Origin of the sequence: Microbacterium sp. MMO-10 (assembly GCF_037148715.1) — a bacterium.
Taxonomy (GTDB): Bacteria; Actinomycetota; Actinomycetes; order Actinomycetales; family Microbacteriaceae; genus Microbacterium.
On sequence record NZ_JBBCSV010000004.1, the window covers coordinates 306774 to 331869 of the forward strand.

Consider the following 25096-nt stretch of genomic DNA (forward strand, 5'->3'; position numbering starts at 1 on the left):
CGGTTCAGGAAGCCGGATCCTCGATCGCGCGGGTGGAGAGGATCGAGCGGATCGGCAGGGTGCGCTCGACATCGCTCGCCCGGTCGCGTCCGCGCAGACGGCCGCCGCCGAAGCCGGTGACCTCGAGCACGAGCTCGCGCGCGGTGCCGTCGGGCATCGCGACCTCCACGGCGAGGACGGCGCGCTGCTTCGCCGCGTGCTCCAGCTCGCGCTCGAGCCAGGCCGCGTCGGCGTCCTCCTCGCGGGCCGCCCGCAGGCGGGCGATGAGCGCCGCGTACACCTCCGTGTCATCGCGGGCCGCCGGCGCGCTCGCCGCCGTGGTGCGCACGGGCCGCTCGACGGCGCCGTCGGCGTCGACGAGCGCGGCGGGGTAGTGCTCATCCGTGAGCGCCCAGAACACCGTGTCGCGGTTCACGCGCGTCGCCAGCACGGCGTCGCCCCGCACGGTCGTCTCCGGCACGAGCCCGAGCGGCCGCAGCGCCTGGTCCACGCCGATCGCCTGCAGCAGATGCTCATCGGCGCTGCGCACCTGCGTGCGGCCGGTCTCCGGATCCGTTCCGACCCGCACCTGTCCGTGCCTGCTGGCGCTCTGCGCGAGCAGGTAGCGCAGCGGCTGTGGCACGCCCGTCAGCGAGATGCCCTCGAGGAAGGCCAGCACGCCCTCCTCGGTCTCCCCGGAGGAGAGCGCCGCGCTCAGGGTGTCCGCCGTGAACCGGTAGGAGGACGCCTGGCTCGCGGACTCCCGCGCCGCCATCGTGCGCAGGCGCAGGTCGAGCGCGGGGAGGAGCGGCCCCGGGGCGATCGCGGTCAGGTCGTTCTGCAGGAAGATCCGGTCCACCTCGGCCGGCACAAAGGCGCTCAGCGGGTGCGGATCCGGATCCGCGCCGAGCCGGGGAGCCCGAGCCCAGGGGGTCTCGGCGCCCGACGCGCTCGTGGCGCCGTCCGGGCCGTCGGCGAGGAGCCCGAGCAGGCGCGCCTGGCGGATCAGCGCGTCGGCGCGGTCCGGCCAGGCCGGATCCCACGGGTGCTCGTCCGCCCAGGAGAGCATCGGCGTCCAGCCGCCCTCGTGCGTCCGCAGCGCGGAGGGCAGCGCCGCGCGGAAGCCGGCGACCAGCCGCGCCCAGCGCTCCGGACCCGCCAGCCGAAGCCAGGCGGCGCCCTCATCCGACAGTCGCAGCGTGCGCTCGACGGCGAGCAGCAAACCCGCCTCGGCGCCGAGCGCCAGCACATCGTCGAAGAGCGCCGGGTCGTCGGGCATCCCGCGTTCGATGAGACGGCGCTTCTCGGACAGCCCGACCGTCCCGCCGGCGAGCAGCGCGAGGGGGCTCTCCTCGGCCAGCAGCAGCGCATCGGCGAGCGTCGCGACCGTGGTGAAGGCCCGCTCGGCCGCACGGGCGACGGCGGCCTCGTCCGGTTCCGGGGCGGGGCCCGTCGGGTGGGGCTCTGCGAGTCCGCGCCCCGCCACGGCGGCGGCGATCGACGGCGGCAGACCGCCGTCCGAGGGCGGGAGCAGGGCGAGGGCGCGCAGCGCGTCCGCTGTGCCTCCGGGGTCGGCTCCCGCCGCAGCGGCCGAGAGGCCGACCGCCTCGGCCTGGGTCAGCCGGGGAAGGGCCTTCGCGACGGAGGACGGATCCAGCAGCGCCTCTGCCGCGTCGAAGAAGTCGTTCCAGGACGCATCGGGACGCACGTCCCGATGACGGAACAGTGCCGCGAGCTGTGCGTCCGTGCGCGCGGACAGCGCCTCGGCGAGAAGGCGCGCGTGGGTGCTCATGGGAGAACAGCTCGCAGGGCGTCAGGAACGCCGGGCTGCGCGGCCTCTCCGCACGGAGCTCATGATGAGCAGCGCGATGATCATGACAAAGGCGATCGGCAGACCCCAGAACGGGAAGACGCCGACGACCGGCCAGGCGCCGTGCGCGAAGTCGGCCTGCTTCATGCCGACCGCGGTGCCGATGATGATCGCGAAGAAGCAGACGACCGAGAGGGCCGCGAGCGTCAGCGCGCCGAAGGTGAGGTACCGGTCGATCGGGCGGATCTCCGGTTCGGGGGCTGGCGGCCGTGTGCTCATCCGTCCCAGCCTACCCGCCCCGCGACCGGTAGGCTGGTGGGTGCGGGCTTCCGCACTCCACCCGATCGGATCCCCGGATCCTTTCGTCCCGAACGATGCAGCGAGGTTTCTCCCATGCCCACCGGCAAGGTCAGGTTCTACGACGACGAGAAGGGGTTCGGCTTCATCACCACGGATGACGGCCAGGACGTCTTCCTGCACGCCACGTCCCTCCCCGCCGGGTCCGCGGTCAAGGCCGGCACCCGCGTCGAGTTCGGCGTCGCCGACGGCAAGCGCGGCCTGCAGGCGCTGTCGGTCCGCGTGCTCGAAGCCCCGGTCAGCCTCGCCAAGACGAAGCGCAAGCCGGCGGACGACATGGCCGTGATCGTCGAGGATCTCGTGAAGCTGCTCGACGGCATCGGCGGCGATCTTCGCCGTGGCCGCTACCCCTCTTCCAGCCACGGGCGCAAGATCGCGGCGGTGCTGCGCAACGTGGCCGAGGACTTCGATGCCTGAGAGCGACGCCGAGCAGGCGGTGTCCGCGACGGACGCGCCCGTCGTGGACGCCGTCGCCCCCGCGGTCGAGAAGCAGTTCTCGGCCGATGAGCCCGTCGCCGTGCTGCCCGTGAACGAGCGCCTGCTCGGGGCACGGGATCTGGCGCTCGCCGCCCTGCATGAGATCACTCCGGCCGCATCCGTCGGCCCGGCCGCGGGGTATCTGCCCGAGGTCGACGGCGTGATCTCGCTGCGCTTCGAGAACCGCCTGGGGGGCTACCCGGGCTGGTACTGGACCGTTTCGGTCGCGCAGGTCGGCGACGAGGAGCCGACCGTGCTCGAGGCCGAGCTGCTGCCGGGCGACGGCGCGCTCCTCGCACCGGAGTGGGTGCCGTGGGCCGAGCGTCTCGCCGACTACCGCGCGCACCAGGCCGAGCTCGCCGCCTCGGCGCAGCACGATGCCGCCGAAGGATCCGGGGAGCTTGCCGACGAGGATCTCGAGGGGGAGTCCGACGTCGACGACCTCGATCAGGACGACCTGGACGACGACCTCGATGAAGACGACGACGCGCCCCGCCTGCACGCGGGCGATCTCGACGGCGTGGACATCGACCAGCTCGACGAGTCCGCGGCGGATGCCGACGACTCCGAGGACGACGACGTCGACGAAGAGGACGACTCCGAAGAGGACGACGACTCTGAAGACGACGAAGAGGACGACGCCGAGGAGGAGTGAGTCTCCTCCCTCGTGGCCGCGTTTCGTCTCGGTCGCCTGCGGCGTCCTCGCTCAACGACCCCGGTCGGCAGTGCTGCAGGTCGGGGTCGTTGAGCGAGCACCGGCGAAGCCGGAGTGAGACGAAACGCGGTGCTCCGTCCGGGGCTCAGGCGTCCCGGTGCTCCAGCACGTAGTCGATCGAGCGGATGAGCTGACGCACGTCGTCCGGCTCGATCGAGACGAAGGTCGCGATGCGCAGCTGGTTGCGGCCGAGCTTGCGGTACGGCTCGGTGTCGACGACGCCGTTCGCGCGCAGGGTCTTGGCGATCGCGGAGGCGTCGACGGAATCGTCGAAGTCGATCGTGGCGACGACCGGGGAGCGGTCGGCCGGGTCAGCCACGAAGGGGGTCGCGACCGAGGACGCCTCGGCCCAGCGGTAGAGCTCCTGGGACGACTCGTTCGTGCGGCAGGCGGCCCAGGAGAGTCCGCCGTTGCCGTTGATCCACTGCAGCTGGGAGTCGAGGAGGTGCAGCGTGGTCAGTGCCGGAGTGTTCAGCGTCTGATCGAGGCGCGAGTTGTCGAGGGCGTTCTTCAGGCTGAGGAACTCCGGGATGTACCGGTCGGAGGCCGCGATCCGCTCGATCCGCTCGATCGCCGCGGGGGACACCGCGGCGAACCAGAGGCCGCCGTCGGAGCCGAGGTTCTTCTGCGGGGCGAAGTAGTAGACGTCGGTCTCCGTGACGTCGAAGTCGATGCCGCCCGCGGCGCTCGTCGCGTCGATCACGGTGAGCGCCCCCTCTGCGGCGACGCGGCGGATCGGGGAGGCGACGCCCGTGGACGTCTCGTTGTGCGGCCAGGCGTAGACGTCCACGCCCTCGACGACCTCCGCCTCGGCGCGGGATCCGGGCTCGGCGTTGCGGACGTCGGGCGCCTGCAGCCACGGGGTCTTCGCGGCCTTGGCGAACTTGCCGCCGAACTCGCCCGAGACGAGGTTCTGGCTGCGGTTCTCGATGAGGCCGAACGCGGCGGCGTCCCAGAAGGCGGTGGATCCGCCGTTGCCGACGATGATCTCGTAGCCCTCGGGCAGGCGGAACAGCGACGCCAGGCCCTCGCGCACGCTGCGCACGAGACCCTTGACGGGCGCCTGCCGGTGCGACGTGCCCAGCAGGCTCGATCCCACGGCCGCGAGGGCGCTCACCTGCTCCGGGCGGATCTTGGACGGACCGCAGCCGAAGCGGCCGTCGACGGGCAGAAGTTCGCGGGGAATCTCGATCGCCATGCACAGATTCTAGGTGTCGGCGCGGGGGCGCCCCCGACCGTGTGACGCCGCGCGACGGTCCGTGCGCGGGGGAACGAGGATCCTGCGCGGCCGGGCACACGACCCCCGTCGTGCGCGCCGGGCCCGTGCAGAGCCGGTGCACATCCGCAGAAGGTAGGCTTGCCTAACAGCCAGCGCCTGCAGAGGCGGCACGACCACCAGGGGGATCCATGGCCGATCTGATCGACACCACGGAGATGTACCTCCGCACCATCCTCGAACTCGAGGAGGAGAACATCGTGCCGCTGCGCGCCCGGATCTCCGAGCGCCTCGGGCACTCCGGCCCCACGGTGTCGCAGACGGTCGGCCGCATGGAGCGCGACGGCCTGGTCGTCGTCTCGGAGGATCGCCGCCTCGAGCTGACCGACGCCGGCCGCCGGAAGGCCGTCGACGTGATGCGCAAGCACCGTCTCGCCGAGCGCCTGCTCTCCGACGTGATCGGGCTGGACTGGGCCTACGTCCATGAGGAGGCCTGCCGCTGGGAGCACGTGATGAGCGAGCAGGTGGAGCGGCGCCTGGTCGAGCTCCTCGGGCACCCCACGGAGTCGCCGTACGGCAACCCGATCCCGGGGCTGGACCAGCTCGGAGGCACCCCGGCGCGCACCTTCGACGAGGGCGTGATCGGTCTCGTCGAGCACATGAACACCGCGGGCACCCCGACCGAGGGCACCGTGCGCCGACTCGCGGAGCCGGCGCAGGTGGATCCGGAGTTGCTGGAGCAGCTGCGCGACGCGGGAGTCGTCCCGGGGGCGCGCGGCCGGTTCCGCTTCAACGAGGGCTACGTGCTCATCGAGGTCGACGGCAAGGACGAGGGGCTCGAGCTGCCCGTCGAGCTGGCGTCGCACATCTTCCTCGTCGCCTGAGCGTCGTCGTCGCCGGAGTGCTCCGCGCGGGGGCCGGCGTCCGTCGCAGCCTGGGCATCACCTGAGTGCCGGGCCCGGAATCCGCGGGAAATCAACGTTCAGCGGATCCCTAGGTCGGTGTGACGCGTTCGTGACTTTCCGGTAGCGTCGAAAGGGCCGTCGTCCTACCCGCCGACGGAGTCCACGGCGCTCGCCTCCTCGGTCCGTCGCCGCCGCGGACAGACGTGTGTCCGCGCCCTGTGCGGACCGAACGCACGACGACGGACCGACGCGGCAGCGCGTCGAGGCCGGAGGACAGACTTTGCCTGAGACCACGATCGAGACGAAGACCGCCGCGACGCCCGACCGCTCGCCGGCAGGCTCCCGAGCCGCCGGGCTGGTGCGTCCCGTTCGCACCGTCGCCATCCTGGGTGCCGTCGGCGCGCTCGTCGCCGCCATCGCGCTCCCCGCCTTCGCCTCCGCCAGCGGGCCGGCCACGGCCGCCCCCGTGACCACGGAGCAGCTGGCGGCCGACAACGCGCAGTCCATCGTGGTCGCCTCCGAGGCGACGCAGGCGCCGAGCGCACGCGAGCAGTTCACCGCGACGACTCCCGACGAGATCGAGAAGCGCAAGGCGGAGGAGGCCGCGGCCGCCCGCGCCGCGGCCGCCGCGGCGACCGTGGCGTCGGCCTCGCGCCCCTCCATCGCCGGTCTCGCCCTGGTGGCGCCGGGCTCGGGGGCCGTCCGCTACCCGGTGACGAGCTTCACGCCCGGCGAGGGGCCCGGATCCGGTCGCGGCCATGAGGGCTGGGACATGATCGCGCCCGAGGGCACCCCGATCTACGCCGCGGCCGACGGCACCGTGACCGCCTCGGCCGAGAGCATCGGCGGGTACGGCGTCTCGATCATGATCATGAGCAACATCAACGGCACCATGGTGGAGACCCGTTACGGGCACATGGTCTACGGGAGCCGGATGGTGCAGGCCGGAGAGCAGGTCTCGGCGGGACAGCTCATCGGCCTGGTCGGGAACACCGGCAACTCCTACGGATCCCACCTGCACTTCGAGGTGCGCATCGGCGGCTCCGTGATCGACCCCGAGCCCTGGCTGGCCGCCAACGCCGGCTGATCCCGTCGCCCGCCGACTGCGGATCCCGTCGCCTGCCGACCGCTGATCCCGTGTGCTCGGGGGCATGCCCGGAGATGTTCCTGGGAATCGAGGGGTGACAGCATCATCACGATCGGGTAACGTCAGGGAGGTCGTCGGCGAGAAGCCCGCCGTCGATCACCGTGGCGGTAGCCTCCCGGTTCGTCACCGTCACGGTCACCCGAGCACGGCGCAGGTCGTCGTGCATGCGAATTCGGACGGACCGGCGCTCGCGCCGAGGCCTGGAGGAAGCCCTGTGGCTGGAGAACTCGAGCAGACCTCGACGTCCGAGACGGCACGCGTGAGGACGCGGGAGAGGTCGGTCGGGCGATCCGTGGTGCGACCGCTGCGCACGGTGGCGATCCTCGCCGCCGTGGGGGCGCTCGTGACGGCGATCGCGCTTCCCGCCCTGGTCACCGGGGCGCCCGCGTCGGCCGGAGCATCCCCGGCCACCGCGCAGCAGCTTGCCGCGCACAACGCGCAGTCCATCGTCGTCGCCTCCGAGGCGACGCAGGCGCCGAGCACGCGCGAGCAGTTCACCGCCACCACGCCCGACGAGATCGCGAAGAAGAAGGCCGACGAAGAGGCCGCACGCGCCCTCGAGGCCGCCAAGGCCGCCGCCCTCGCGTCCCTCTCGTCGCCGACCACTGCTTCGGTCCGCACGAGCATGCCGTCCATCGCCCTGCCCGGACAGGTGATCTACCCGATGGCGGCCGGCAGCTACACGCTGAGCGACGGCTTCGGTGCCGCCCGGACCGGCCGCAGCCACATGGGACAGGACTTCGCCGCGCCGATCGGCACCCCCATCTACGCGATCTCGGACGGCTGCGTGCAGATCTCGCAGAGCGACTACGGCGGGTACGGCGACACGGTCCAGATCTCCCACCCGGCCCTCAGCGGCTCGGGTGCGCTCTCCACGCTGTACGGCCACATGAGCTACCGTGCGGTCTCCGTCGGGCAGTGCGTCACCGCGGGGCAGTACCTCGGCGAGGTCGGCAACACCGGCTGGGTCTCCGGATCCTGTCTGCATTTCGAGGTGCTGATCAACAACACCGAGATCGACCCGCTCGCCTGGCTCCAGGCCAACGTGCTCTGAGCCCGGCGAACGACCGGCACGGGTTCTCCTCGCGTCCTCTCGGCGTGCCCGGAGCCGCGCGGTCGGCGAGCCGACACGGGCGGCGTTCACCGGATGTTCCCCGCCTCGTCGTCGGCCCATGGGTTAGCCTGAGTCCGTCGTCGCAAGGGCGGAGGAACACGATGGGACGAATACCGGGACACCGAACCACGGATGCACTCGGTCGACTCGTCCTTCGGCATTGCCCGCTGGATCTGCACGGATCACCCGTGCGCTCACGGCGCTGTCTCTCGTAGACAGCGCCGTTTTCGTATCCAGCGGACCCTCCGCCTGCGCACGGTCGAGAGCCCGGGAAGCCGTCCCGGGCGAATCGAAGGGATGCAGGATGCGCACACTGGTGCTCAACGCAGGGTACGAACCGCTCGCGATCGTGTCGTTCCGACGCGCTCTCGTCCTGGTGATGAACAAGAAGGCGTCGGTCGTCGCATGCGTCGACGACGATCCGGTCTGGGCGGCGAGCGCGCGTTTCGACCGGCCCGCCGTGATCGTGCTCAGTCGCTACGTGCGGATGCCGAGAACCCGGTACGCGCCGGTGACGAGACGAGGGGTGCTGCGCCGCGACGGCAACCGCTGCGGCTACTGCGGGAAGTCCGCCTCCACGATCGACCACGTGCTGCCGCGCTCCCGCGGCGGCAAGAACTCCTGGGAGAACCTCGTCGCGTGCTGCCTGCGCTGCAACAACGTCAAGAGCGACCGCACGCCCCAGGAGATGGGGTGGGCGCTCAGGCTCACCCCTGCGCCGCCGCGCGGGACGGGATGGACGGTGCGCGGCTCCGAGCGCACCGACCCCCGCTGGGAGCCCTATCTGGCGATGGCCGCATAGGGCGCACGCCGGATCGTTAGACTGGTGCTGCGCCTTCGTAGCTCAGTCGGATAGAGCGGCCCTCTCCTAAAGGGCAGGTCGCAGGTTCGAATCCTGTCGGGGGCACGAGCAGGAAGGGACCGCCCGGAGGGTGGTCCCTTCCTGCTCTGTCGTCTCCGACGGGCGAGGCTCCGTTCGCCAGGAGGCCCTGCTCTGTCGTCTCCGGCGGTGGGCGCACTTCAAGGTGCCTTTTGTACGGCTCGACAATCACACTCACAATGGGGTTACGAACAAAGAGTGAGGTGTTGAAGTGGAGCAGAGCAGCGCAGCCGGACAGCGCCCCGTCGTCGTGGAGGTCTGGGCGGACCTCGGGTGCCCCTGGTGCTATGTCGGCAAGCACCGGCTTCAGCGCGCAATCGAAGACCGGCCCGACGCGGGCCGCTTTCAGCTGAGGATCCGATCGTTCGAGCTCAACCCGGATTCCCCGAAAGAGCCGGAGCCGATCGCCGCCGTCTTCATGCGCAAGCACGGAGGTGATCCTGCGGTCGTCCTCGAGGCGGAGAAGCGCATCCAGGGCATCGCGAAGAGCGAAGGGCTGGCGTTCGACCTCGACCGCATGAACGCCAACACGTTCGACCTGCACCGCGTGATGCACTTCGCCGAGGAGACGGGCAAGGGGCTCGAGTTCTTCTCGCAGGTCCAGGATCGGTTCTTCTCCGGCGAGATCGACCCTTACGATGCGGACGTCGTCGTCGACGTGGCGGAGTCTCTCGGCCTCGACGGCGACCGCGTGCACTCGATCCTCGACGGCGACGAGTTCGCCGATGCCGTCCGCGCCGACGCCTCCGAAGGCGCCGCGCTAGGCGCGCAGGGGGTGCCGTTCATGGTGTTCGGCCGCCGGCTCGCGGTGTCCGGCGCCCAGTCGGTGGCCATCTACGGCCAGGCCCTCGACCAGGTGGTCGGAATGCTCTCGTCCGAGAATCCGGGGGCGTGACCGAGCAGGCCCCGGTCTCTGCGTCCCCTTGCCTCACCTCCTACCCGATCCCACGAAAGGAGCCACGCCCATGCGCGCTCTGCAGATCACCGAGTACGGCGACAACAGCGTCCTGACCATCGCCGAGGTGGCGCTACCAGCCCCCGTCGCCCGACAGGTCCTCATCGATGTCGAGGCCGCGGCGCTGAACCCGCTCGATGCGACGCTCCGCGCCGGATACGCCCAGGCGCTCATGCCTCTGCGGTTCCCCGCGACCCTCGGCGGCGATGTGGCGGGCGTGGTCGCCGGCGTCGGGCCGGACGTGACCGAGTTCGCCGTCGGCGACCGCGTCTACGGCAACGCGTACACGCTGCTGGGAGGCAGCGGTGCGATCGCCGAGCAAGCCCTTGTCCAGGCCGATAATCTCGCACCGATCCCCGTGGGCCTGGACTTCGTCGATGCCGCGTCGATGCCGGTTGCCGGAACGACCGCCGTCGAGGCGATCGATCACAGCCTGAAAGTGCAGCCCGGGCAGCGGGTCTTCATCAGCGGTGGCTCGGGCGCCGTCGGTTCGGCAGCCGTCCAGCTGGCCAAGCACCTCGGTGCCTACGTCGCCACCACCGCCAGCGGAGACGGTGTCGACCTCGCCCGCGCGCTGGGCGGAGACGAGGTGTTCGATCACGCGAGCAGTGACTTCTCCGAGCATCTCAGCGACTTCGACGCCGTCCTCGACGGTGTGGGCGGCGCCTCTCTGGACAAGGCCTACGGCATCCTCAGGCGCGGCGGCACGCTCGTCAGCGTCAGTGGTGAGATCGACCAGGCCCAGGCGGACCAGCGGGGGCTGACGGTCATCAGACAGGGCGCGCAGTCCGACGGCGTCCTGCGCGAGCTCACCGCGTACCTCGCCGATGGCGTGATCACTCCACGAGTGGGGCGCATCTACCCCTTGGAGGAGGCAGCGGCCGCCTTCGCGGCCCTGGAGAACCGCAGCGTGCGGGGCAAGATCGTCATCGTGCCCTGACCACCCGCCGTCAGGCGAGCCCCGGATGGCGTGTTCGGAGGACGCCCTCCAGGTCCGCAGGCCCAGGTCCGCAGGCGCGCGCGCACGCTCACCCGAGCGCCGCCGACGGGTCGGAGGAGTGGGGGCTGCGGTCCGCGGCGGTCTTCTCGCGTCCTACGCCGGTCAGCTCGTGCGCACGTCGGCTGGCGGCGACGTCCTCGTGATGGCTGGCCGCCCAGCCGGCGAGCGTCATCACGGCCTCCAGCAGCGAGCGGCCGAGCGTGGTCAGAGCGTACTCGACCCGTGGCGGCACCTCGGCGTATGCCGTGCGCGTGACCAGACCGTCGCGTTCCAGGGCCTTCAGCGTCACCGTGAGCATTCGCTGGGAGATGCCGGGAATGCTCGCCTGCAGGTCGGAGTAACGCAGCGGTCCGGATCCCAGGGTGCTGATGATCAGGACCGTCCACTTCTCCCCGATCCGATCGAGCACCTCGCGGATGAACGTGCTCTCCTCCGGCCATGCCTGGCACGGCCCGCTGATCGTCTTGGCCCTGGCCATCTCGCACACCCTTCATCCCGGAATGGCTGCAGACCGTCCGGTCCGCTACCGCACTACAAGTATGTGACCAGGACGGAACAGGAACGCGCTCCCTCACCAGATCTCCGAAGGCCGCGGCCTCGTGTCGCATTCCCCGGCGGGAGGCAACGGAAAGGGGTCATCCCGCGGGATGACCCCTTTCCGCTGCGTATCGCGGACTGCTTCTTATCGCGGTCAGTGCGCGGCGCGGTACGCCGCGACCACGTCGGCCGGGATGCGGCCGCGCTCGGAGAGCTTGTGGCCGTTCTCGCTGGCCCAGGCCCGGATCGACGCGGTCTCCGGGTTGCGGTTGGGACGCTTGGACGCGGCGGAGGGACGGCCGCCGCCGGCCCGCTGCGTGCGTCGTGCGGATGAGATGTAGGACGCGAGCGCGGCGCGCAGTTCTGCCGCGTGCGCGCTGGTCAGGTCGATCTCATAGGCGGATCCGTCGAGCGAGAAATGCACGGTCTCGCCTTCTCCGACCTCGAGAACCGTGCCGTCGATATCGTCGACGAGCTGATGAACGATTTTGCGTGCCATGTCGACAAACCTACGGGCAGGAAATGCGCTTGGCAATCATTGGAATGCGGAATGTCAGGAATGACCGGGGTCGATGAGTTTCAGCCCGATAATGCATCCCACCAATCCGACGATGAGCAGGATCCGGATCCAGGACACATCCGAATCGCCGGTGATCATTGCCCAGATCACCGTGAGGGAGGCGCCGATTCCGACCCAGATCGCATAGGCGGTGGCGGTCGGGATCTCGCGCATCGCCCAGCCCAGTCCGAACATCGATGCTGCGAGGCCGACCACGAAGACGACCGTCGGCCACAGTTTGGTGAAGCCCTCGGATTTGCCGAGCGCCGTCGCCCAGACGGCTTCGCACATTCCCGAGATGATGAGCACGATCCACGCCATGGCGGGCCTCCTGAGAGCCAGTCTTTTCGCTGTCCGGGTACTGGCCCGCCTCGTCCGGGTGCGCAATGCGCTGTGTTCAGGATAGCGAGCGCACCTGTGCAGGAGCAGGGCAGGATCGCTCCGCAGTCGGCGACGTTCAGGGAATCAGGCCGTCGCGACGCGCCCGTGCCACGGCCGCATGCCGGGTCGGAGCATCGAGTTTCGCCATTGCCGTGCCGAGGTACGCCTTCACCGTGGATTCGCGCAGTCCCAATTCTTCGGCGATCCCCGCATTCGTCTGCCCGAGGGCCGCGCAGGCGAGCACATCGAGTTCCCGCGGCGAGAGACGCACTTCGGAGGTGCTCGGCGGGCGCGCGGACGAGGCGAGCGCGAGCAGTCGGCGTTCGACGTCGCCGATGCGTGCGCGCACGCTCGTGTCCTGCACCAGGGCCGCGATCGAGCGCAGCTCGGCGAAGCTCGCGCGCAGCTCTTCACGATGAGCTGGGGTCAGCGTCGGCGGGGGAGAGGGGGCGCTGGTCGTGCGCACGCGGCGCTCGACCTCTTCGCGGATGCGCAGCTCGACCGCCAGCGCGTCCGCGATCTGCATCGCCGGGGCTGTCGCGACCCCGTCGGAGGACGGCTCGTCCCAGGAGCCGGCGTACAGCACGCCGCGCGGACGACCCGAGACGACCACCGGGATCGCCAGCAGGGTGCGCAGGCCCTCGCCGAGCACGTATCCGTCGTAGTCGTGGGTGATCTGCTGCGACGAGCCGTAGTCGTGGGTCATCCGCGGGCGCAGCTCGGTCATCGCCCGTCCGCCGAGTCCCCGCTGCGGCTGGACGCGCAGACCTTCGAGGCTGCGGGTGCGGGAGCCGACGATCGACGTGACCGGCACCTCGCCGTCGGAGAGCAGCCCGCCGAACGCGACCGGGAAGCGGGTGCGGCGGACCAGCTCGCGCACGGCCTGCGCGACCAGATCCGCATCGGATCCGACTGTCTCGAAGGTGCTCACCGACTACCAGCTTCCGGAGGCGACGTCTACGTCTGCGCCCTTTGTCGCGTCGACGCTATCACCTGGCCGGGAGGAGCATCGATCCCTTGCCCTCCCGCTTGCGGACCGGGTCGCGTCCGCCCCGGCGGCCTACACGCCGGGGCGGACGCCGTCCACGGGCGGGCGGCGCGCGGCGGCGTCGGCCTCGAGGTCCAGGAGGTATCGCTTGCGTTCCGGGTGGGCGCCGTACTCGCCGGGGGAGCCGTCGGCGCGCACCACCCGGTGCACGGGCACCACGATCGAGAACGGCGTGTTCCGGCACGCCGTGCCGACGGCCCTGGCCGCCCCCGGGCTGCCCGCGAGCGCCGCCACCTCGCCGTAGCTCGCGCTCTCGCCCCAGGGGATCTCGCACACCGCCTGCAGCGCGCGGCGCGTGAAGCCGTGCGCGAGCCGCCAGTCGAGCGTCAGCTCCGCATCGAAGCGCACGGGCTCGCCGTCGAAGTAGGCGCGCAGCAGCTCGTCGACCTCGGCGCCGGCCCCCGGATCCGGCTCGGGCAGGGCGTGCAGCATCCGCGAGACGGCTTCGAGCGCCCAGGGCGAATCGCGGTGCATCCCCTCCGGGAGGTCGAACGAGACCAGGCCGTCGTCGGAGAAGACGAGAAGGGCGTCCCCGAACGGGGTGTCGGCGAAGTCGTAGCGGAAGCTCATGTCCCCATCCTCGGTCACGCCGCCGACGGGGGCAGCGGAGGAGGCGCAATCGGTGCACTGAAACCGGAAAAGGCCCGCTGTGGAGGAAGAAAGCGGCTGAATCCGGCAAAACCCAGCGGATCAGACGACTCCATCCGCCCGACACGCCTAGTCTTTGTCGTGTGTGGCGACGTGACGGGAAGAACGCGGAGGAGAAGTCCGTGACGCCCGGCGACGTCGACGTGGCGGAGCCGGGAGTGCGCGTCGCCCATGCGGCGACGACCGAGCGCGCACGTCTGCGCGCCGAGGCGGCCCAGCTCGGCGGCCCCTCGCCGCTGACCGCGTACCGCGACGTCTCGGCGAGCGGAATCGACATCTCCCGCGCCCATCCCGGCAGCCTGCCGCAGTTCATCACCGGCCGCTCCACCCTGCTGTCGAACCTGTTCCGGGACGAGGTGGGCCTGCGTAACGCGCGACTCGCGGCCGATCGGATCACCGCGAAGAACACCGAGCTGCGGACCGTGCGCGGGCTCGACGCGGTGCATCTCGCCGTCGGACTGTGCACCTGGCGCATCGGCGGCGTGGACTACGCCGCACCGATGCTGCTGCGCCCCCTGGCGATCCGCCGCCACTACGCCGACTACGAGCTGAAGCTGCACGGTCAGTTCTTCCTCAACCCGGAGCTGGTGCGCATCGCGCGCGACCATTTCGGCATCACCATCGACGACGCCCGGCTCGCCGCCCTCGCCTATCAGAACGGGGTGTTCGCGCCCCAGCCGGCGATCGACATGCTGCGCGCGGCGACGAAGTCCGTCGACACGTTCTCCGTGCAGCCCCGGATGGTGGTCTCGACGTTCGCGGACGTGGGCATCGCGATGGCCCGCGACGCGCACGATCTCGACCACCCCATGCTCAACGCCCTCGCCGGCCATGCGGCCGACCGGGAGCGCGTCACGGCGCCCGGCCCGATGCCGTCGACGGCGGGCCCCGACGACCGGGCCCCCGCCTCGGACAACCTGCTCCTCGATGCGGATCACGAGCAGGAGCAGGTGCTCGCCCGCATCGCCGCGGGCCATTCGCTCACCGTGTCGACGCTGCCCGGCACCGGCGGCACCCAGACCGTCATCAACGCGATCGGCGAGCTCGTGCGCGCCGGGCGTCGGGTGCTCGTCGTCTCTCCGCGCCGCTCCACGCTCGACGGCGTGCGGCACCGCCTCAGCGGCATCGGCCTCGACGGCTTCGCGGTGTCGCCGGCGTCGGTGCGCCGCGACCTCGTGCGGGCGATCGGGCGCAACGAGAAGGCCGCCGCGCCCAAGCTCGCCGAGATCGACGACGCCCTGCTGCGATTGCGCACCGTGCTGCGCGACTACCGGCGCGCACTCACCGAGAAGGATCCGACTCTGGGAGCCAGTGTGCTGGATGCCACCCGGATGCTGACCCGGCTCGCCCTGCTCCCCACGCCGCCGACCACGACGGCGCGCCTGGGGCGCGCGGCGCTGCAGAGCCTCGCGGAGGATCGGTCGCAGGCCGCCGAAGCCCTCGCGCAGGCCGCGCGACTCGGCGAGTTCCGCTTCGGCCCGGACGACTCGCCCTGGTACGGGGTGGTGTTCTCGTCCTCGGACGAGGCCCACCGCGTGCACGCGCTCGCGGAGAGCCTGCATGCCCGCACGGTGCCGGATCTGCTAGAGCAGGGGTATGAGCTCGTCGCGCAGACACGGATGCGTCCGTTCGCGACGATCGCCGAGTTCGGCGAGTACCTGCAGCTGCTGCGCGGCGTGCGCGACTCTCTGGACCGTTTCACGCCCGCGGTGTTCGAGCGGCCGCTGGGTGAGCTGATCAAGGCGCACGGCAGCAGGCGGGATGCCCCGACGATGACCGGCGCGAACCGCCGGCGCCTTCGTCAGCTCGCCAAGGAGTACGTGCGCCCCGGCGCGCACGTGGGGGATATGCACGAGGCGCTCAGCCGCATCCAGGCGCAGCGCACCGAATGGCAGCGCTACGTCGACGCGGGGGTCGCCCCGGAGGTGCCGCTCGGGCTCGCCGACGCGTCGGCCGCCTGGCGCGACGTCGATGCGCAGCTCGCCGAACTCGACACCGCGCTGGGGCGGCGGGAGCCGCTCTCGGCGCTGCCGGTGGCGCGCCTGCTGCGGACGCTCGCGGGACTCGCGGCGAGATCCGACGTGTTCGAGAACCTCATCGAGCGGGCCCGGATCCGTGACGAGCTCGCCGCGCTCGGCCTCGAGCCGCTGCTGCTGGACCTCTCGACGCGCCATCTGTCCGAGGACCGGGTCGGCGCCGAGCTCGAGTACGCCTGGTGGCAGTCGCTGCTCGAGCAGGCGCTGCGCCAGAACCGCTCGCTGCTGGGCGCGAACACCTCGGTCGTCGATCAGCTGGAGCGCGATTTCCGCCTCGTCGACGAGGCGCACGCCGGTGCGGCGGGCCCGCTGCTGGCCTGGCAGCTGAGCGGCCAGTGGAAGATCGGGATCGTGGACGAGGCCGTGGAGGCGCAGAATCTCCGCCACGCCCTCTCGCAGCACCGCACCACGGTCGCGGAGCTGGTGGCCGCAGCCCCGACGCTCATGCGCGTGCTCGCACCGGTGTGGATCGCGTCTCCCTACCAGGTGCCCGACCTGCCCGACTCCGCCGAGTTCGACACGGTGATCCTCGTCGACGCCGCGGCGATCAACCTGGCCGAGGCGACGCCGGCGATCCGCCGCGCCCGCCAGATCGTCGCGTTCGGCGACCCGGTGCTGCAGAAGCCGACGCCGTTCCAGGTGGCGACCGTGCCCGCCGAGGACCGAGATGACGAGGAGCCCTTCGACGAGGTCTCCGTGTTCGAACGGCTCTCCGAGCTGCTCCCGGTCGTCACCCTCACGCGCAGCTATCGTGCGGGCGGCGAGGATCTCGCCTCCCTCATCAACGACGCGTTCTACGGCGGCGAGATCGCGTCGCTGCCGTGGGCGGGGTCCTATCTCGGACGCGGATCGCTGACGGTCGACTACGTGACGGGCGGCGTGGGCATCCCGAACCCGGTGACGGGTGCGATGGAGAGCCCCGAGGCCGAGGTCGCGCGCGTGGTGACCCTCGTCGTCGAGCACGCCGTGCACCGCCCGGCGGAGTCGCTCATGGTGGTCACGGCGAGCCGCACTCACGCGGAGCGGGTGTTCGCGGCCGTGTCCGTCGCCTTCGCCGGCCGCAGCGACGTCGCGGAGTTCGTGGGCCGGGACACGCAGGAGCCGTTCGTCGTGCTGACCCTCGAAGAGGCGGCGGCCGAGAGCCGGGACCGGGTGATCTTCTCCCTCGGGTTCGGCGTCACCAAGCACGGACGCGTGCTCAGCGACTTCGGCGACCTGTCGTCGCCCGACGGCGACCGTCTGCTCACGATCGGCATGACCCGGGCTCGCCGGTCGATGGTGATCGTCTCCTCGATCTGCCCGTCGTCCTTCGACGAGGGGCGTCTCGAGCACGGCGCCGCGACGCTCATGTCGATCCTCGGCGACCTCGCCGGCCATGCGCGCGAAGAACGGGCGGAGGACCAGGCGGATCCGCTCACCCTCGCCCTCGCGCGGGAGCTGCGGCGTCTCGGAATCGCCGTCGACGTCGACTACCGCGGACTGCTGCCGCTGGTCGCCCAGCACGCCGGCAAGGCGGTGGTCATCGAGCCCGACCCCGAGTCCCGCCCCGAGTCGCTCCGCGAGACGCTGCGGTTGCGCCCGCAGGTGCTGCGCCGCCTGGGGTGGCATTACATCCGCGTGCACGCCTTCGATCTGTACAGCGACCCGGCCGGCGTCGCGCGGCGCATCGGCGAGGTGCTCGGGGTGCCGCTGGACGCGCCGCGGGTGGACGGCGACACGCAGCCGCTCGACGTCGGCGATGCCTGAGGGCCCCGAGGCCTCCGACGGACCGGGTCCGGAAGGATCCGGATCCCGCCAGCGGATCGTCCGCGTGCGCGGATCCCGGCGGGCGAAGCTGACACCGGCGCCCGGGACGCACGCGGAACCGGATGAGCGCGACCGCCCCGCGCCGGCGGCGGGTCCGGCGTCCGGCGGCCCGAACGACGACCGGATGCGACGCGAGGTGCCGCCGCACTACTGAGGGCGCCGCCCGCAGACGACGACGCCCCGGTCACCGCGAGGGCGCCGGGGCGTCGAGGAGACGGTCAGGCCGACTTCTGCTTCTCGAGCAGGTCGCGGATCTGGATGAGCAGCTCCTGCTCGCTCGGAAGGGCCTCGGGCTCCTCCGAGACACCGGCCTTGGCGGCCCGGCGCTGGTTGAAGTGGTTCATCGGCATCACGAACGCGAAGTAGACCACGATGGCGACGGCGAGGAAGTTGATGATCGCGCCGATGATCGCACCGAAGGCGAAGGTCGCGGAGCCCCCGAAGAAGCCGGGAACCGTGAGCTTCAGCGCGTTGTCCAGGCTGTCCGCCTTGAAGAACAGGCTGATGAGCGGGTTGACGAGCGATTCGACCACGACGTTGACGATGGCGGAGAACGCGGCGCCGATGACGACCGCGACCGCCAGATCGATCACGTTCCCGCGGAGGATGAACTCCCTGAACCCCTTGATCATGCTTTTTCTCTCCCCTGAACGTCGGCCTCAGGATCCCGAGGCCGGTGCGGAGGCGGGCGCCGGTTTGGCGCTCGCCGTCGACTCCGCCTTCGATGATGCCCCCGCAGACGACGAGGAGCCGGATCCCGCCCGCGAGTCGGTGCGATAGAAGCCCGAGCCGTTGAAGGTCACGCCGATGGATCCGTACTCCTTGCGCAGCCGTCCCTGGCACTCGGGGCACTCGGTGAGGGCGGAGTCGGAGAACGACTGCACGGCGTCGAAGCGGTGCCCGCACGCGGTGCAGGCGTAGGAGTAGGTGGGCATGGGGCCTCGCAGGTCTCGGTTCGGAAGGATCAGGTCAGGGGGAAGACGACGGTGCGCAGGGGCGTCACCGCGCCGGTGACGGGCTGATCGTGCACGTCGCTCGGCACCTCGTCGAGGATCTCGGAGTCGAACACGATCGCGTAGACGGGCGGGCATCTCTGCATCGAGCCGAGCGTGCGGTCGAAGTAGCCGCGCCCCCAGCCCATGCGCATGCCGGTGCGGTCCACGGCCGCGGCGGGGATCAGGAGCAGGTCGACCTCGTCGAGGGCCATCGGGTTGAGGATCTCGCCGGTCGGCTCCGGGAGCCCGTGCAGACCGGTCGTTATCTCGTCGTCGGAACCGGCCACCGCCCAGTCGAGCAGGCCGTCCTCACGGGTGATCGGCAGCAGCACGCGGATCCCTTCGGCGACCGCCTCGCGGATGAAGGTGCGCGTCCCCGGTTCGGTCGTGGTGGACAGGAAGCAGGAGATCGAGCGGGCCCCGGTCGCGGCCACGAGCGCGTGCAGCCGGGCGGTCAGCGCCGCCTCCGCCGCCGCGCGCTGCGCGTCGGACAGCAGGCCGCGGCGCTCGCGCAGGTCGGCGCGCAGCGCGCGTTTCGCGTGGTCGATGGCGCCCGGCATGATCCCGATTCTACCGGGGCTCGCGCGTGGCGTCCGCGGGTCCCTGCCGGGCCATGCGCCCTAAGCTGAGCAGATGACGAAGGCACGCATCAAGGCCGTGATCCCCGCGGCCGGTCTGGGTACGCGCTTCCTGCCCGCCACGAAGGCGATGCCGAAGGAGATGCTGCCCGTCGTCGACAAGCCGGCGATCCAGTACGTGGTCGAGGAGGCCGTGGCCGCGGGCATCGACGACATCCTCGTCATCATCGGACGCAACAAGAACTCCATCTCCGATCACTTCGATCAGATGCCGGAGCTCGAGGGCAAGCTGACCCAGAAGGGCGACCACCGCCGGCTCGCCCGCGTGGTCGCCTCCAGCGACATGGCCGACATCCACTACCTGCGCCAGGGCGAGCCCAAGGGCCTCGGCCACGCCGTGCTGCGGGCGCGGACGCACGTGGGGGACAGCTCGTTCGCCGTGCTGCTGGGCGACGACCTGATGGATGAGCGCGATCCGCTGCTGACCGAGATGATCGCCGAGCACGAGCGCACGGGCGCTGCCGTGATCGCGCTCATGGAGGTCGACCCCGAACAGATCCACCTCTACGGCACGGCCGCGGTCGACGGCACACTGGAGGGCTCCCCGGGAGACGTCCGGCGCGTGACGGGCCTCGTCGAGAAGCCGGCGCGCGAGGAGGCGCCGTCGAACTTCGCCGTCATCGGCCGCTACGTGCTGCCGGCGGCGATCTTCGACATCCTCGAGCGCACGCCTCCGGGCAAGGGCGGCGAGATCCAGCTCACCGACGCGCTGCAGGAGCTCGCGGCCGACCCGGACGGGCCCGGCGTGCACGGCGTCGTCTTCGGCGGGCGCCGCTACGACACGGGCGACCGCCTGGAGTACATCAAGGCGATCGTGCAGCTCGCCGCCGATCGCGACGATCTCGGGCCTGACCTGCGGGTCTGGCTCAAGGAGTTCGCCGAGGGGATCTGAGCGGCGCATGGACTTCTCGACCCCGATGCGGCATGGGCCGGTGGAGCTGCGGCTCATCCGGCCCAAGGACGCGCGCCCGCTGCAGCACGAACTCGTCACGAACCGCCGCTGGCTGGAGCCGTGGGAGGCGACGCTGCCCGGGCTGCAGACCGGCATCGACATGCGCGTGAGCATCCGGCGGCTGCTGCAGCAGTATCGCGACGGCTCGGGGTACCCGTTCGTCATGGAGTACGGCGGGGCCATCGCCGGGCAGCTCAACATCTGGGGGGTGATGCGGGGCTCACTGTGCTCGGCGACGATCGGCTACTGGGTGAGCGAGCGCTTCGCCGGGCACGGGATCACCCCCGCGGCCGTCGCGATGGCGACCGATCTCGCCTTCGCCGAACTCGGCCTGCACCGCATCGAGATCTGCCTGCGACCGGAGAACCGCCCCAGCCTGCGCGTCGTCCAGAAGCTCGGCTTCCGCTACGAGGGCCTGCGGCGCCGGTTCATCCACATCGACGGCGACTGGCGCGATCACCTGGCGTTCTCGCTCGTGCGCGAGGACGTCCCCGAGGGCGTGCTGCGCCGCTGGGCCGAGGGGCGCGTGCCGGCGGACTGGGCCGCAGTGCCGGAGTCGGATCTGCCGCGCTGAGGCAGAGCGGACGCCGAGCCCGCGGACATCGACGCCCCCTCGCAGCATCCTCGCCCCCTCGTATGACCGTCGGTGCGAGGGGGCACCGATGCTGCGAGGGGGCATCGGCGAGAGGCGGAGCAGGCTCAGTTCGCGGCGGGCTCCGGTTCGGGCGCCGTCGGATCCGCGGCGGGCCGGCGGATCCCGATCCAGGACACGGCACCGCCGATGGCGAACAGGGCGGCGGTGACCATCGTCGCCGTGTGGAAGCCGGCCAGATTCAGGGTGCCTCCGACGATCGTCGACAGCATCGCCACGACGAGCAGCCCGGCGACGCGCGAGACGGCGTTGTTCACGGCCGAGGCGATGCCGGATCTGCTCTCGTCGATGGATCCGAGGATCGCGGAGGTGAGAGGCGCCACCGTCAGCGACAGCCCCACGCCCAGCACGATCATGGCCGGCAGCACCTGCCACCAGTAGTTGAAGCGCTCGGCCACGAGCAGGAGCAGGAGGGTCCCCGCGGCCATGATCAGCGGGCCGGCGGTCATGAACAGCCGGGGACCGAGTCGCCCGGCGAGGCGTCCCGCCCGCGAGCTGAGCAGGATCATCAGGATCGTGATGGGCAGGCTCGCGAGGCCCGCCTCCGTGGCCTTCAGGCCCGCGCCCTGCTGCAGGTAGACGCCGATGACGAAGCCGTTCAGCGAGAGCGCCGCATAGACGAACAGCGTGGACAGGTTCCCCCAGGCGAAATTGCGCACGCGGAACAGCGACAGCGGCATCAGCGGGTGCGGGTGGCGCTGGCGCAGCAGGAAGAGTGCGAGCAGCACGGCGCCGCCGATCCCGGTGAGGAGGATCACGGGGGAGCCCCAGCCCTGGTGCGGCTGCTCGATGAGCGCGTACACGACGCCGCCGAGGCCGATCGCGCAGAGCGCGCCGCTGAGCCAGTCGACCCGGGCGGTGCGTCCCGCCTCGGGCAGGTGCAGGCGCGACAGCAGCACGAGGGTGACGGCGATCGGCAGCACGTTGATGAGGAACACGAAGCGCCAGGACAGCAGGTCGACGAACAGGCCGCCGAGGAGGGGGCCGACCAGCTGCGCGGCCGTCGTGAAGGCCGTCCACACGCCGATCGCCCGCGACTGCACCTCGCCCCGCATGACCGCGGTGATGAGCGCCAGCGAGCTCGGCACCAGCAGCGCGCCCGCGGCGCCCTGCGCCGCCCGCGCGACGATGAGCACGAGCGGGGTGGGCGCTGCGGCGACCGCGATCGACGCGATGCCGAAGGCGACGAGCCCGATCCGCATCACCAGCACCCGCCCGTAGGCGTCCGAGACGGATCCGGCCAGCAGGATGAGCGCGCTGAGGGTGATGAGGTAGGCGTCGACCGCCCACTGCTGCGTGGTGATGCCGCCGCCGAGCTCGCGGCTGATCGCCGGCAGGGCGACGGTCACCACCGTGCCGTCGAGGAAGGTGACGAAGGATGCGAGGACCGCGACCGCGATGACCAGCCGGTGCAGAGGGGTGAACGAGGCCACGGAGCCGACCCTACTCGCCGGAGCGGACGCCGGGGTCGCCGCGCCGGATCCGCGCCGTGCTGACGTCGCGCTCCGCCGTGACGTCTGCAGGACTCCGCGACGCGGGCAGGACCGGATCCGGGATCCGGTCCTGCAGACGTCGCGCGATCCTGCAGACGTCGCGTGTGCCGGCGTTCGCGCACGTCCGCATGCGCGTGTCTGCGGGATCCGGGGCGGGCCCTCGCATACCGTGGAGGGCATGAACGGGCCGGTGCTGAGCGGGGGCGTGATCGTCCTGGTCGCGGCGCTGCTGTGGCTGCTCTACTTTCTGCCGTCCTGGCGGGGGCAGCACCAGTACGACGCCGCCGAGCGCAATGCGCTGCGACTCAATCGCGCACTGCGGGTGCTGGCCGAGACCAGCGAGGCGCCGCGCGAGGTGCAGCTGGAGCTGAACGCGCGCACAGCGCTGGCGCAGCAGCGGCTCGCACGGCGACTGCAGTCCGACCGCGAGCAGGCGGATCTGCAGCGACTGCGCGAGGAGCTCGCCGCGACGCGCGCGGATCCCGCGTTCCGCCGTGCCCGCGCGCGCCGCCGCACGCGCCTGGTCGCGACCGTGCTCCTCGTCGTGGCGCTCGCCGCGGCGGGTCTCGGCGTGTGGCAGTTCCTCGCGGGCGGATCCTCGCTGTTGCTGTGGATCGCAGGAGCCGTCGTCGTGCTGGCGCTCGGCCTGCTGCAGCGGATGGCGGCGGTCGCGCGCCGTGCCGCTCGACGCGCCGCGCGCGTCGCCGGCGCTCCGGCCGTCTCGGTGCCCGTGCGCGAGGCCGAGCTGCACGATCAGGGACCGCGCACCTGGACGCCGCGCACGCTGCCCGAGCCGCTCGTCTCCGTCACGGGGTCGCGCGCTCATGCCGCCCGCGCCACGATCGACGCGCAGACGCTCGCGCGTGAGGCGGCCCGTGCCGCGGAGCTGCAGCGCAGGGCGGACGAGCTGGCGCCGCCGGCTCCCGTCGAGCTGCCGTCGCCCGCTGCCGCGTCGGCCGATGCCGGGGAGCGGACGGCGGAGGCGTCGCCGTACGCCCGGATGGGCTACGTCGACGACGCCGAGATCGAGGCGCACGTGCGTCGGCTCCTCGCCCAGCGCGCAGCCGGCTGAGTCTCTCCGACACGCCCGGCGGGCGCCGCAGACGCGCTGAGGGCACGCGCGCCGGTGAGCCCGTGTTAGGCTTGTCTGGTTCACGGGCCCATGGCGCAGTTGGTAGCGCGCCTCGTTCGCATCGAGGAGGTCAGGGGTTCAAATCCCCTTGGGTCCACCGGAACAGAAGGCCCCGAGCATCACGCTCGGGGCCTTCGTCGTATGCGGATCGTGATCGGCGAGCCGGCGCCGGCTCACGCCCCGACGAGCACGCCGTCCTCTCGACGCGGAATGCCGAGCGGGTTCCCGTCGCGCAGTTCGGCCGGCAGGACCGACGCGGGGGCGTCCTGGTAGGTCAGCGGCGTGAGGAAACGGCGGATCGCCGTGGCGCCCACCGAGGTGTGCACCGATGCCGTCGACGCGGGCCAGGGGCCGCCGTGGTGCTGCGCCCATGCGATCGCGACTCCGGTGGGCCAGCCGTTGTAGAGCACCCGTCCGGCGACGCGGGCGAGGGCGGCGGTCATCCCGTCCAGCAGTGCGGGATCCTCCTCCGCTCCGTGCCACAGGGTGCCGGTGAGGCTTCCCTCGAGCAGGCTGAGGGCGCGCTCGAGCTCCGCGACGTCGCGGTAGCGGACCAGCAGGGTCAGGGGGCCGAAGTGCTCCTCCTGGAACGCCCCGGGATCCGCTGCGAAGGCCGACGCCGTCGTCGCCGCGACGATCGGCGTGGTTCCGTCCTCGGCGCCCTGGGCGACGGCCAGCACGGCGACGTCGTCCCGAGCGGCGAGCACCGAGCCGCTCGCGGCGAAGGCCTCGGCGATGCCCGCGGTGAGCAGGCGCTGTCCGGGGGTGGAGGCGACCGCGGTGGTGAGCGCCTGCTCGAAGGCCTCGGCGCCGTCGCCCGGCACGAACACCAGCCCGGGCTTCGTGCAGTACTGCCCGCCGTCGCGCGTGAAGGAGGCGGCGAGGCCGGCGGCGAGTTCGGCGCCGTGCTCGGCGAGCGCCGCGGGTGTCACGACGACCGGGTTGACGGATCCGAGCTCGCCGTAGAACGGGATCGGATCGGTCCGCTCGCATGCCAGATCGAACAGCGCGCGTCCGCCCCGGGTGGATCCGGTGAACCCGACGGCCCGCACGAGCGGGTGGCGCACGAGCGAGCGCCCGGCGTCCAGGCCCTCCACCAGCACGACGGCGTCGGCGGGGCCGTCCGCCTCGGCGAGGGCGGCACGGGCGATGTCCGCGACCCGGCGCGACAGTGCGGGGTGCCCGGGGTGCGCCTTCACCACGACCGGGCAGCCCGCGGCCAGAGCCGAGGCCGTGTCGTTGCCGAGCACGGAGAACGCGAACGGGAAGTTCGACGCGGCGAACACCGCGACCACCCCGAGCGGACGCAGGATCCGGCGCAGGTCGGGCCGGGGCGGGAGGAGTGCCGGATCCGGTCCGTCCACCGTGGCCTCGAGGTAGGAGCCCTCCTCGATGACGTCGGCGAAGAACCGCAGCTGGGTCGCCGTGCGGACGACCTCGCCGCTCAGCCGCGCGGCGCTCAGGTGGGTCTCGCGGTGCGCGATCCCGACGAGCTCCTCGGTGTGCGCGCTCAGGGCGTCGGCGAGGGCGCGCAGCCAGCGCGCCCGTGCTTCGCGGGAGGAGCGTTCGAGGCCGGAGCCGGCGGCCGCGCGCACGGCTCGATCCACCGGATCGGTCGCGATCGCGGCGGCCGGATCCGGCTCATGCATCAGAAGCCCGTCCAT

At 71.6% G+C, this 25096-nt stretch carries 26 protein-coding genes, 2 tRNA genes and 1 riboswitch; of the genes, 15 read left to right on the plus strand and 13 right to left on the minus strand.

All coding sequences use genetic code 11. The annotated features are described in order from the left end of the window. Window positions 1-4: 4 nt before the first annotated feature. Together WFJ17_RS14125 and WFJ17_RS14130 are read right to left on the minus strand one after the other, a co-directional pair. A complete protein-coding gene (locus WFJ17_RS14125) occupies window positions 5-1771 on the minus strand; it encodes a helicase-associated domain-containing protein (protein WP_336648749.1) in 1767 nt (588 codons plus the stop codon). A gap of 21 nt (window positions 1772-1792) precedes the next feature. After that, entirely contained in the window at window positions 1793-2068 is a 276-nt protein-coding gene (locus WFJ17_RS14130; protein WP_251446241.1) for a multidrug ABC transporter ATPase, read from the minus strand. A gap of 114 nt (window positions 2069-2182) precedes the next feature. On the opposite strand from WFJ17_RS14130, the gene WFJ17_RS14135 reads away from it, so the two are divergent. Both WFJ17_RS14135 and WFJ17_RS14140 read left to right on the plus strand, forming a co-directional pair. After that, window positions 2183-2563, plus strand: coding sequence for a cold-shock protein (locus WFJ17_RS14135; protein ID WP_251446244.1), 381 nt, complete (start codon window positions 2183-2185; stop codon window positions 2561-2563). Continuing rightward, window positions 2556-3278, plus strand: a complete 723-nt coding sequence (locus WFJ17_RS14140; protein WP_336648750.1) for a DUF3027 domain-containing protein — start codon at window positions 2556-2558, stop codon at window positions 3276-3278. The genes WFJ17_RS14135 and WFJ17_RS14140 overlap by 8 nt, the downstream gene beginning before the upstream one ends. A 145-nt stretch (window positions 3279-3423) precedes the next feature. Here WFJ17_RS14140 and serC read toward each other — a convergent pair whose 3' ends face one another. Next, window positions 3424-4536 (minus strand): phosphoserine transaminase, encoded by a 1113-nt coding sequence (gene serC, locus WFJ17_RS14145; protein WP_336648751.1) that lies wholly within the window; start codon window positions 4534-4536, stop codon window positions 3424-3426. 209 nt (window positions 4537-4745) lie between these two features. Between serC and WFJ17_RS14150 the strand changes: the two genes are divergently transcribed. From WFJ17_RS14150 to WFJ17_RS14180, 7 genes are all read left to right on the plus strand, one after another. Continuing rightward, complete coding sequence (locus WFJ17_RS14150; protein WP_251446253.1) at window positions 4746-5438, plus strand: metal-dependent transcriptional regulator; 693 nt, start codon at window positions 4746-4748, stop codon at window positions 5436-5438. 301 nt (window positions 5439-5739) lie between these two features. After that, window positions 5740-6546, plus strand: coding sequence for a M23 family metallopeptidase (locus WFJ17_RS14155; RefSeq protein ID WP_336648752.1), 807 nt, complete (start codon window positions 5740-5742; stop codon window positions 6544-6546). Between the two features lie 274 nt (window positions 6547-6820). Beyond that, window positions 6821-7660 (plus strand): M23 family metallopeptidase, encoded by an 840-nt coding sequence (locus tag WFJ17_RS14160; protein ID WP_292884243.1) that lies wholly within the window; start codon window positions 6821-6823, stop codon window positions 7658-7660. Between the two features lie 364 nt (window positions 7661-8024). Further along, complete coding sequence (locus tag WFJ17_RS14165) at window positions 8025-8522, plus strand: HNH endonuclease (RefSeq protein ID WP_336648753.1); 498 nt, start codon at window positions 8025-8027, stop codon at window positions 8520-8522. 31 nt (window positions 8523-8553) lie between these two features. Beyond that, window positions 8554-8627: transfer RNA gene (locus WFJ17_RS14170), tRNA-Arg, on the plus strand. 184 nt (window positions 8628-8811) lie between these two features. Beyond that, on the plus strand, window positions 8812-9495 hold the full coding sequence (locus tag WFJ17_RS14175) for a DsbA family oxidoreductase (protein WP_336648754.1): 684 nt from the start codon (window positions 8812-8814) through the stop codon (window positions 9493-9495). A 70-nt stretch (window positions 9496-9565) separates the two neighbouring features. Next, window positions 9566-10495, plus strand: a complete 930-nt coding sequence (locus tag WFJ17_RS14180; RefSeq protein WP_251446268.1) for an NADP-dependent oxidoreductase — start codon at window positions 9566-9568, stop codon at window positions 10493-10495. Between the two features lie 88 nt (window positions 10496-10583). Here WFJ17_RS14180 and WFJ17_RS14185 read toward each other — a convergent pair whose 3' ends face one another. From WFJ17_RS14185 to WFJ17_RS14205, 5 genes are all read right to left on the minus strand, one after another. Next, window positions 10584-11033 (minus strand): winged helix-turn-helix transcriptional regulator, encoded by a 450-nt coding sequence (locus WFJ17_RS14185; RefSeq protein ID WP_251446271.1) that lies wholly within the window; start codon window positions 11031-11033, stop codon window positions 10584-10586. Window positions 11034-11246: 213 nt separating this feature from the next. Further along, window positions 11247-11591: a histone-like nucleoid-structuring protein Lsr2 gene (locus WFJ17_RS14190; RefSeq protein WP_292884247.1), complete on the minus strand. Its 345-nt coding sequence runs from the start codon at window positions 11589-11591 to the stop codon at window positions 11247-11249. 54 nt (window positions 11592-11645) lie between these two features. Next, on the minus strand, window positions 11646-11972 hold the full coding sequence (locus tag WFJ17_RS14195; protein ID WP_292884249.1) for a DMT family transporter: 327 nt from the start codon (window positions 11970-11972) through the stop codon (window positions 11646-11648). Window positions 11973-11983: 11 nt separating this feature from the next. Further along, window positions 11984-12048, minus strand: a riboswitch (guanidine-III (ykkC-III) riboswitch). A 60-nt stretch (window positions 12049-12108) separates the two neighbouring features. Next, on the minus strand, window positions 12109-12963 hold the full coding sequence (locus WFJ17_RS14200) for a LuxR C-terminal-related transcriptional regulator (protein WP_336648755.1): 855 nt from the start codon (window positions 12961-12963) through the stop codon (window positions 12109-12111). A gap of 129 nt (window positions 12964-13092) precedes the next feature. Continuing rightward, window positions 13093-13650 carry a methylated-DNA--[protein]-cysteine S-methyltransferase gene (locus WFJ17_RS14205; protein ID WP_336628762.1) on the minus strand — a complete coding sequence of 186 codons (558 nt, stop codon included), beginning with the start codon at window positions 13648-13650 and terminating at the stop codon, window positions 13093-13095. 200 nt (window positions 13651-13850) lie between these two features. On the opposite strand from WFJ17_RS14205, the gene WFJ17_RS14210 reads away from it, so the two are divergent. Then, entirely contained in the window at window positions 13851-17510 is a 3660-nt protein-coding gene (locus WFJ17_RS14210) for an AAA family ATPase (protein ID WP_336648756.1), read from the plus strand. Continuing rightward, on the plus strand, window positions 17503-17724 hold the full coding sequence (locus WFJ17_RS14215; RefSeq protein ID WP_251446289.1) for a hypothetical protein: 222 nt from the start codon (window positions 17503-17505) through the stop codon (window positions 17722-17724). The genes WFJ17_RS14210 and WFJ17_RS14215 overlap by 8 nt, the downstream gene beginning before the upstream one ends. A 64-nt stretch (window positions 17725-17788) precedes the next feature. Here WFJ17_RS14215 and mscL read toward each other — a convergent pair whose 3' ends face one another. The 3 genes from mscL to WFJ17_RS14230 are packed head-to-tail and all read right to left on the minus strand — an operon-like array spanning window position 17789 to window position 19125. Beyond that, window positions 17789-18202, minus strand: a complete 414-nt coding sequence (gene mscL / locus WFJ17_RS14220) for a large conductance mechanosensitive channel protein MscL (protein WP_251446291.1) — start codon at window positions 18200-18202, stop codon at window positions 17789-17791. Window positions 18203-18229: 27 nt separating this feature from the next. Then, complete coding sequence (locus tag WFJ17_RS14225; RefSeq protein ID WP_251446294.1) at window positions 18230-18505, minus strand: FmdB family zinc ribbon protein; 276 nt, start codon at window positions 18503-18505, stop codon at window positions 18230-18232. A gap of 29 nt (window positions 18506-18534) precedes the next feature. Then, a complete protein-coding gene (locus WFJ17_RS14230) occupies window positions 18535-19125 on the minus strand; it encodes a 5-formyltetrahydrofolate cyclo-ligase (protein WP_251446297.1) in 591 nt (196 codons plus the stop codon). A 73-nt stretch (window positions 19126-19198) separates the two neighbouring features. On the opposite strand from WFJ17_RS14230, the gene galU reads away from it, so the two are divergent. Further along, entirely contained in the window at window positions 19199-20095 is an 897-nt protein-coding gene (galU, locus tag WFJ17_RS14235) for a UTP--glucose-1-phosphate uridylyltransferase GalU (RefSeq protein ID WP_336648757.1), read from the plus strand. A 7-nt stretch (window positions 20096-20102) separates the two neighbouring features. Further along, on the plus strand, window positions 20103-20729 hold the full coding sequence (locus tag WFJ17_RS14240) for a GNAT family N-acetyltransferase (protein ID WP_251446303.1): 627 nt from the start codon (window positions 20103-20105) through the stop codon (window positions 20727-20729). Window positions 20730-20854: 125 nt separating this feature from the next. On the opposite strand, the gene WFJ17_RS14245 is transcribed toward WFJ17_RS14240, so the two are convergent. Beyond that, on the minus strand, window positions 20855-22240 hold the full coding sequence (locus WFJ17_RS14245) for an MFS transporter (RefSeq protein WP_336648758.1): 1386 nt from the start codon (window positions 22238-22240) through the stop codon (window positions 20855-20857). Window positions 22241-22478: 238 nt separating this feature from the next. On the opposite strand from WFJ17_RS14245, the gene WFJ17_RS14250 reads away from it, so the two are divergent. Further along, window positions 22479-23372 (plus strand): hypothetical protein, encoded by an 894-nt coding sequence (locus WFJ17_RS14250; protein ID WP_251446309.1) that lies wholly within the window; start codon window positions 22479-22481, stop codon window positions 23370-23372. An 84-nt stretch (window positions 23373-23456) separates the two neighbouring features. Beyond that, window positions 23457-23529, plus strand: a tRNA-Ala gene (locus WFJ17_RS14255). 76 nt (window positions 23530-23605) lie between these two features. Here the strand turns inward: WFJ17_RS14255 and WFJ17_RS14260 are convergent. Next, complete coding sequence (locus tag WFJ17_RS14260) at window positions 23606-25096, minus strand: aldehyde dehydrogenase (NADP(+)) (RefSeq protein WP_336648759.1); 1491 nt, start codon at window positions 25094-25096, stop codon at window positions 23606-23608.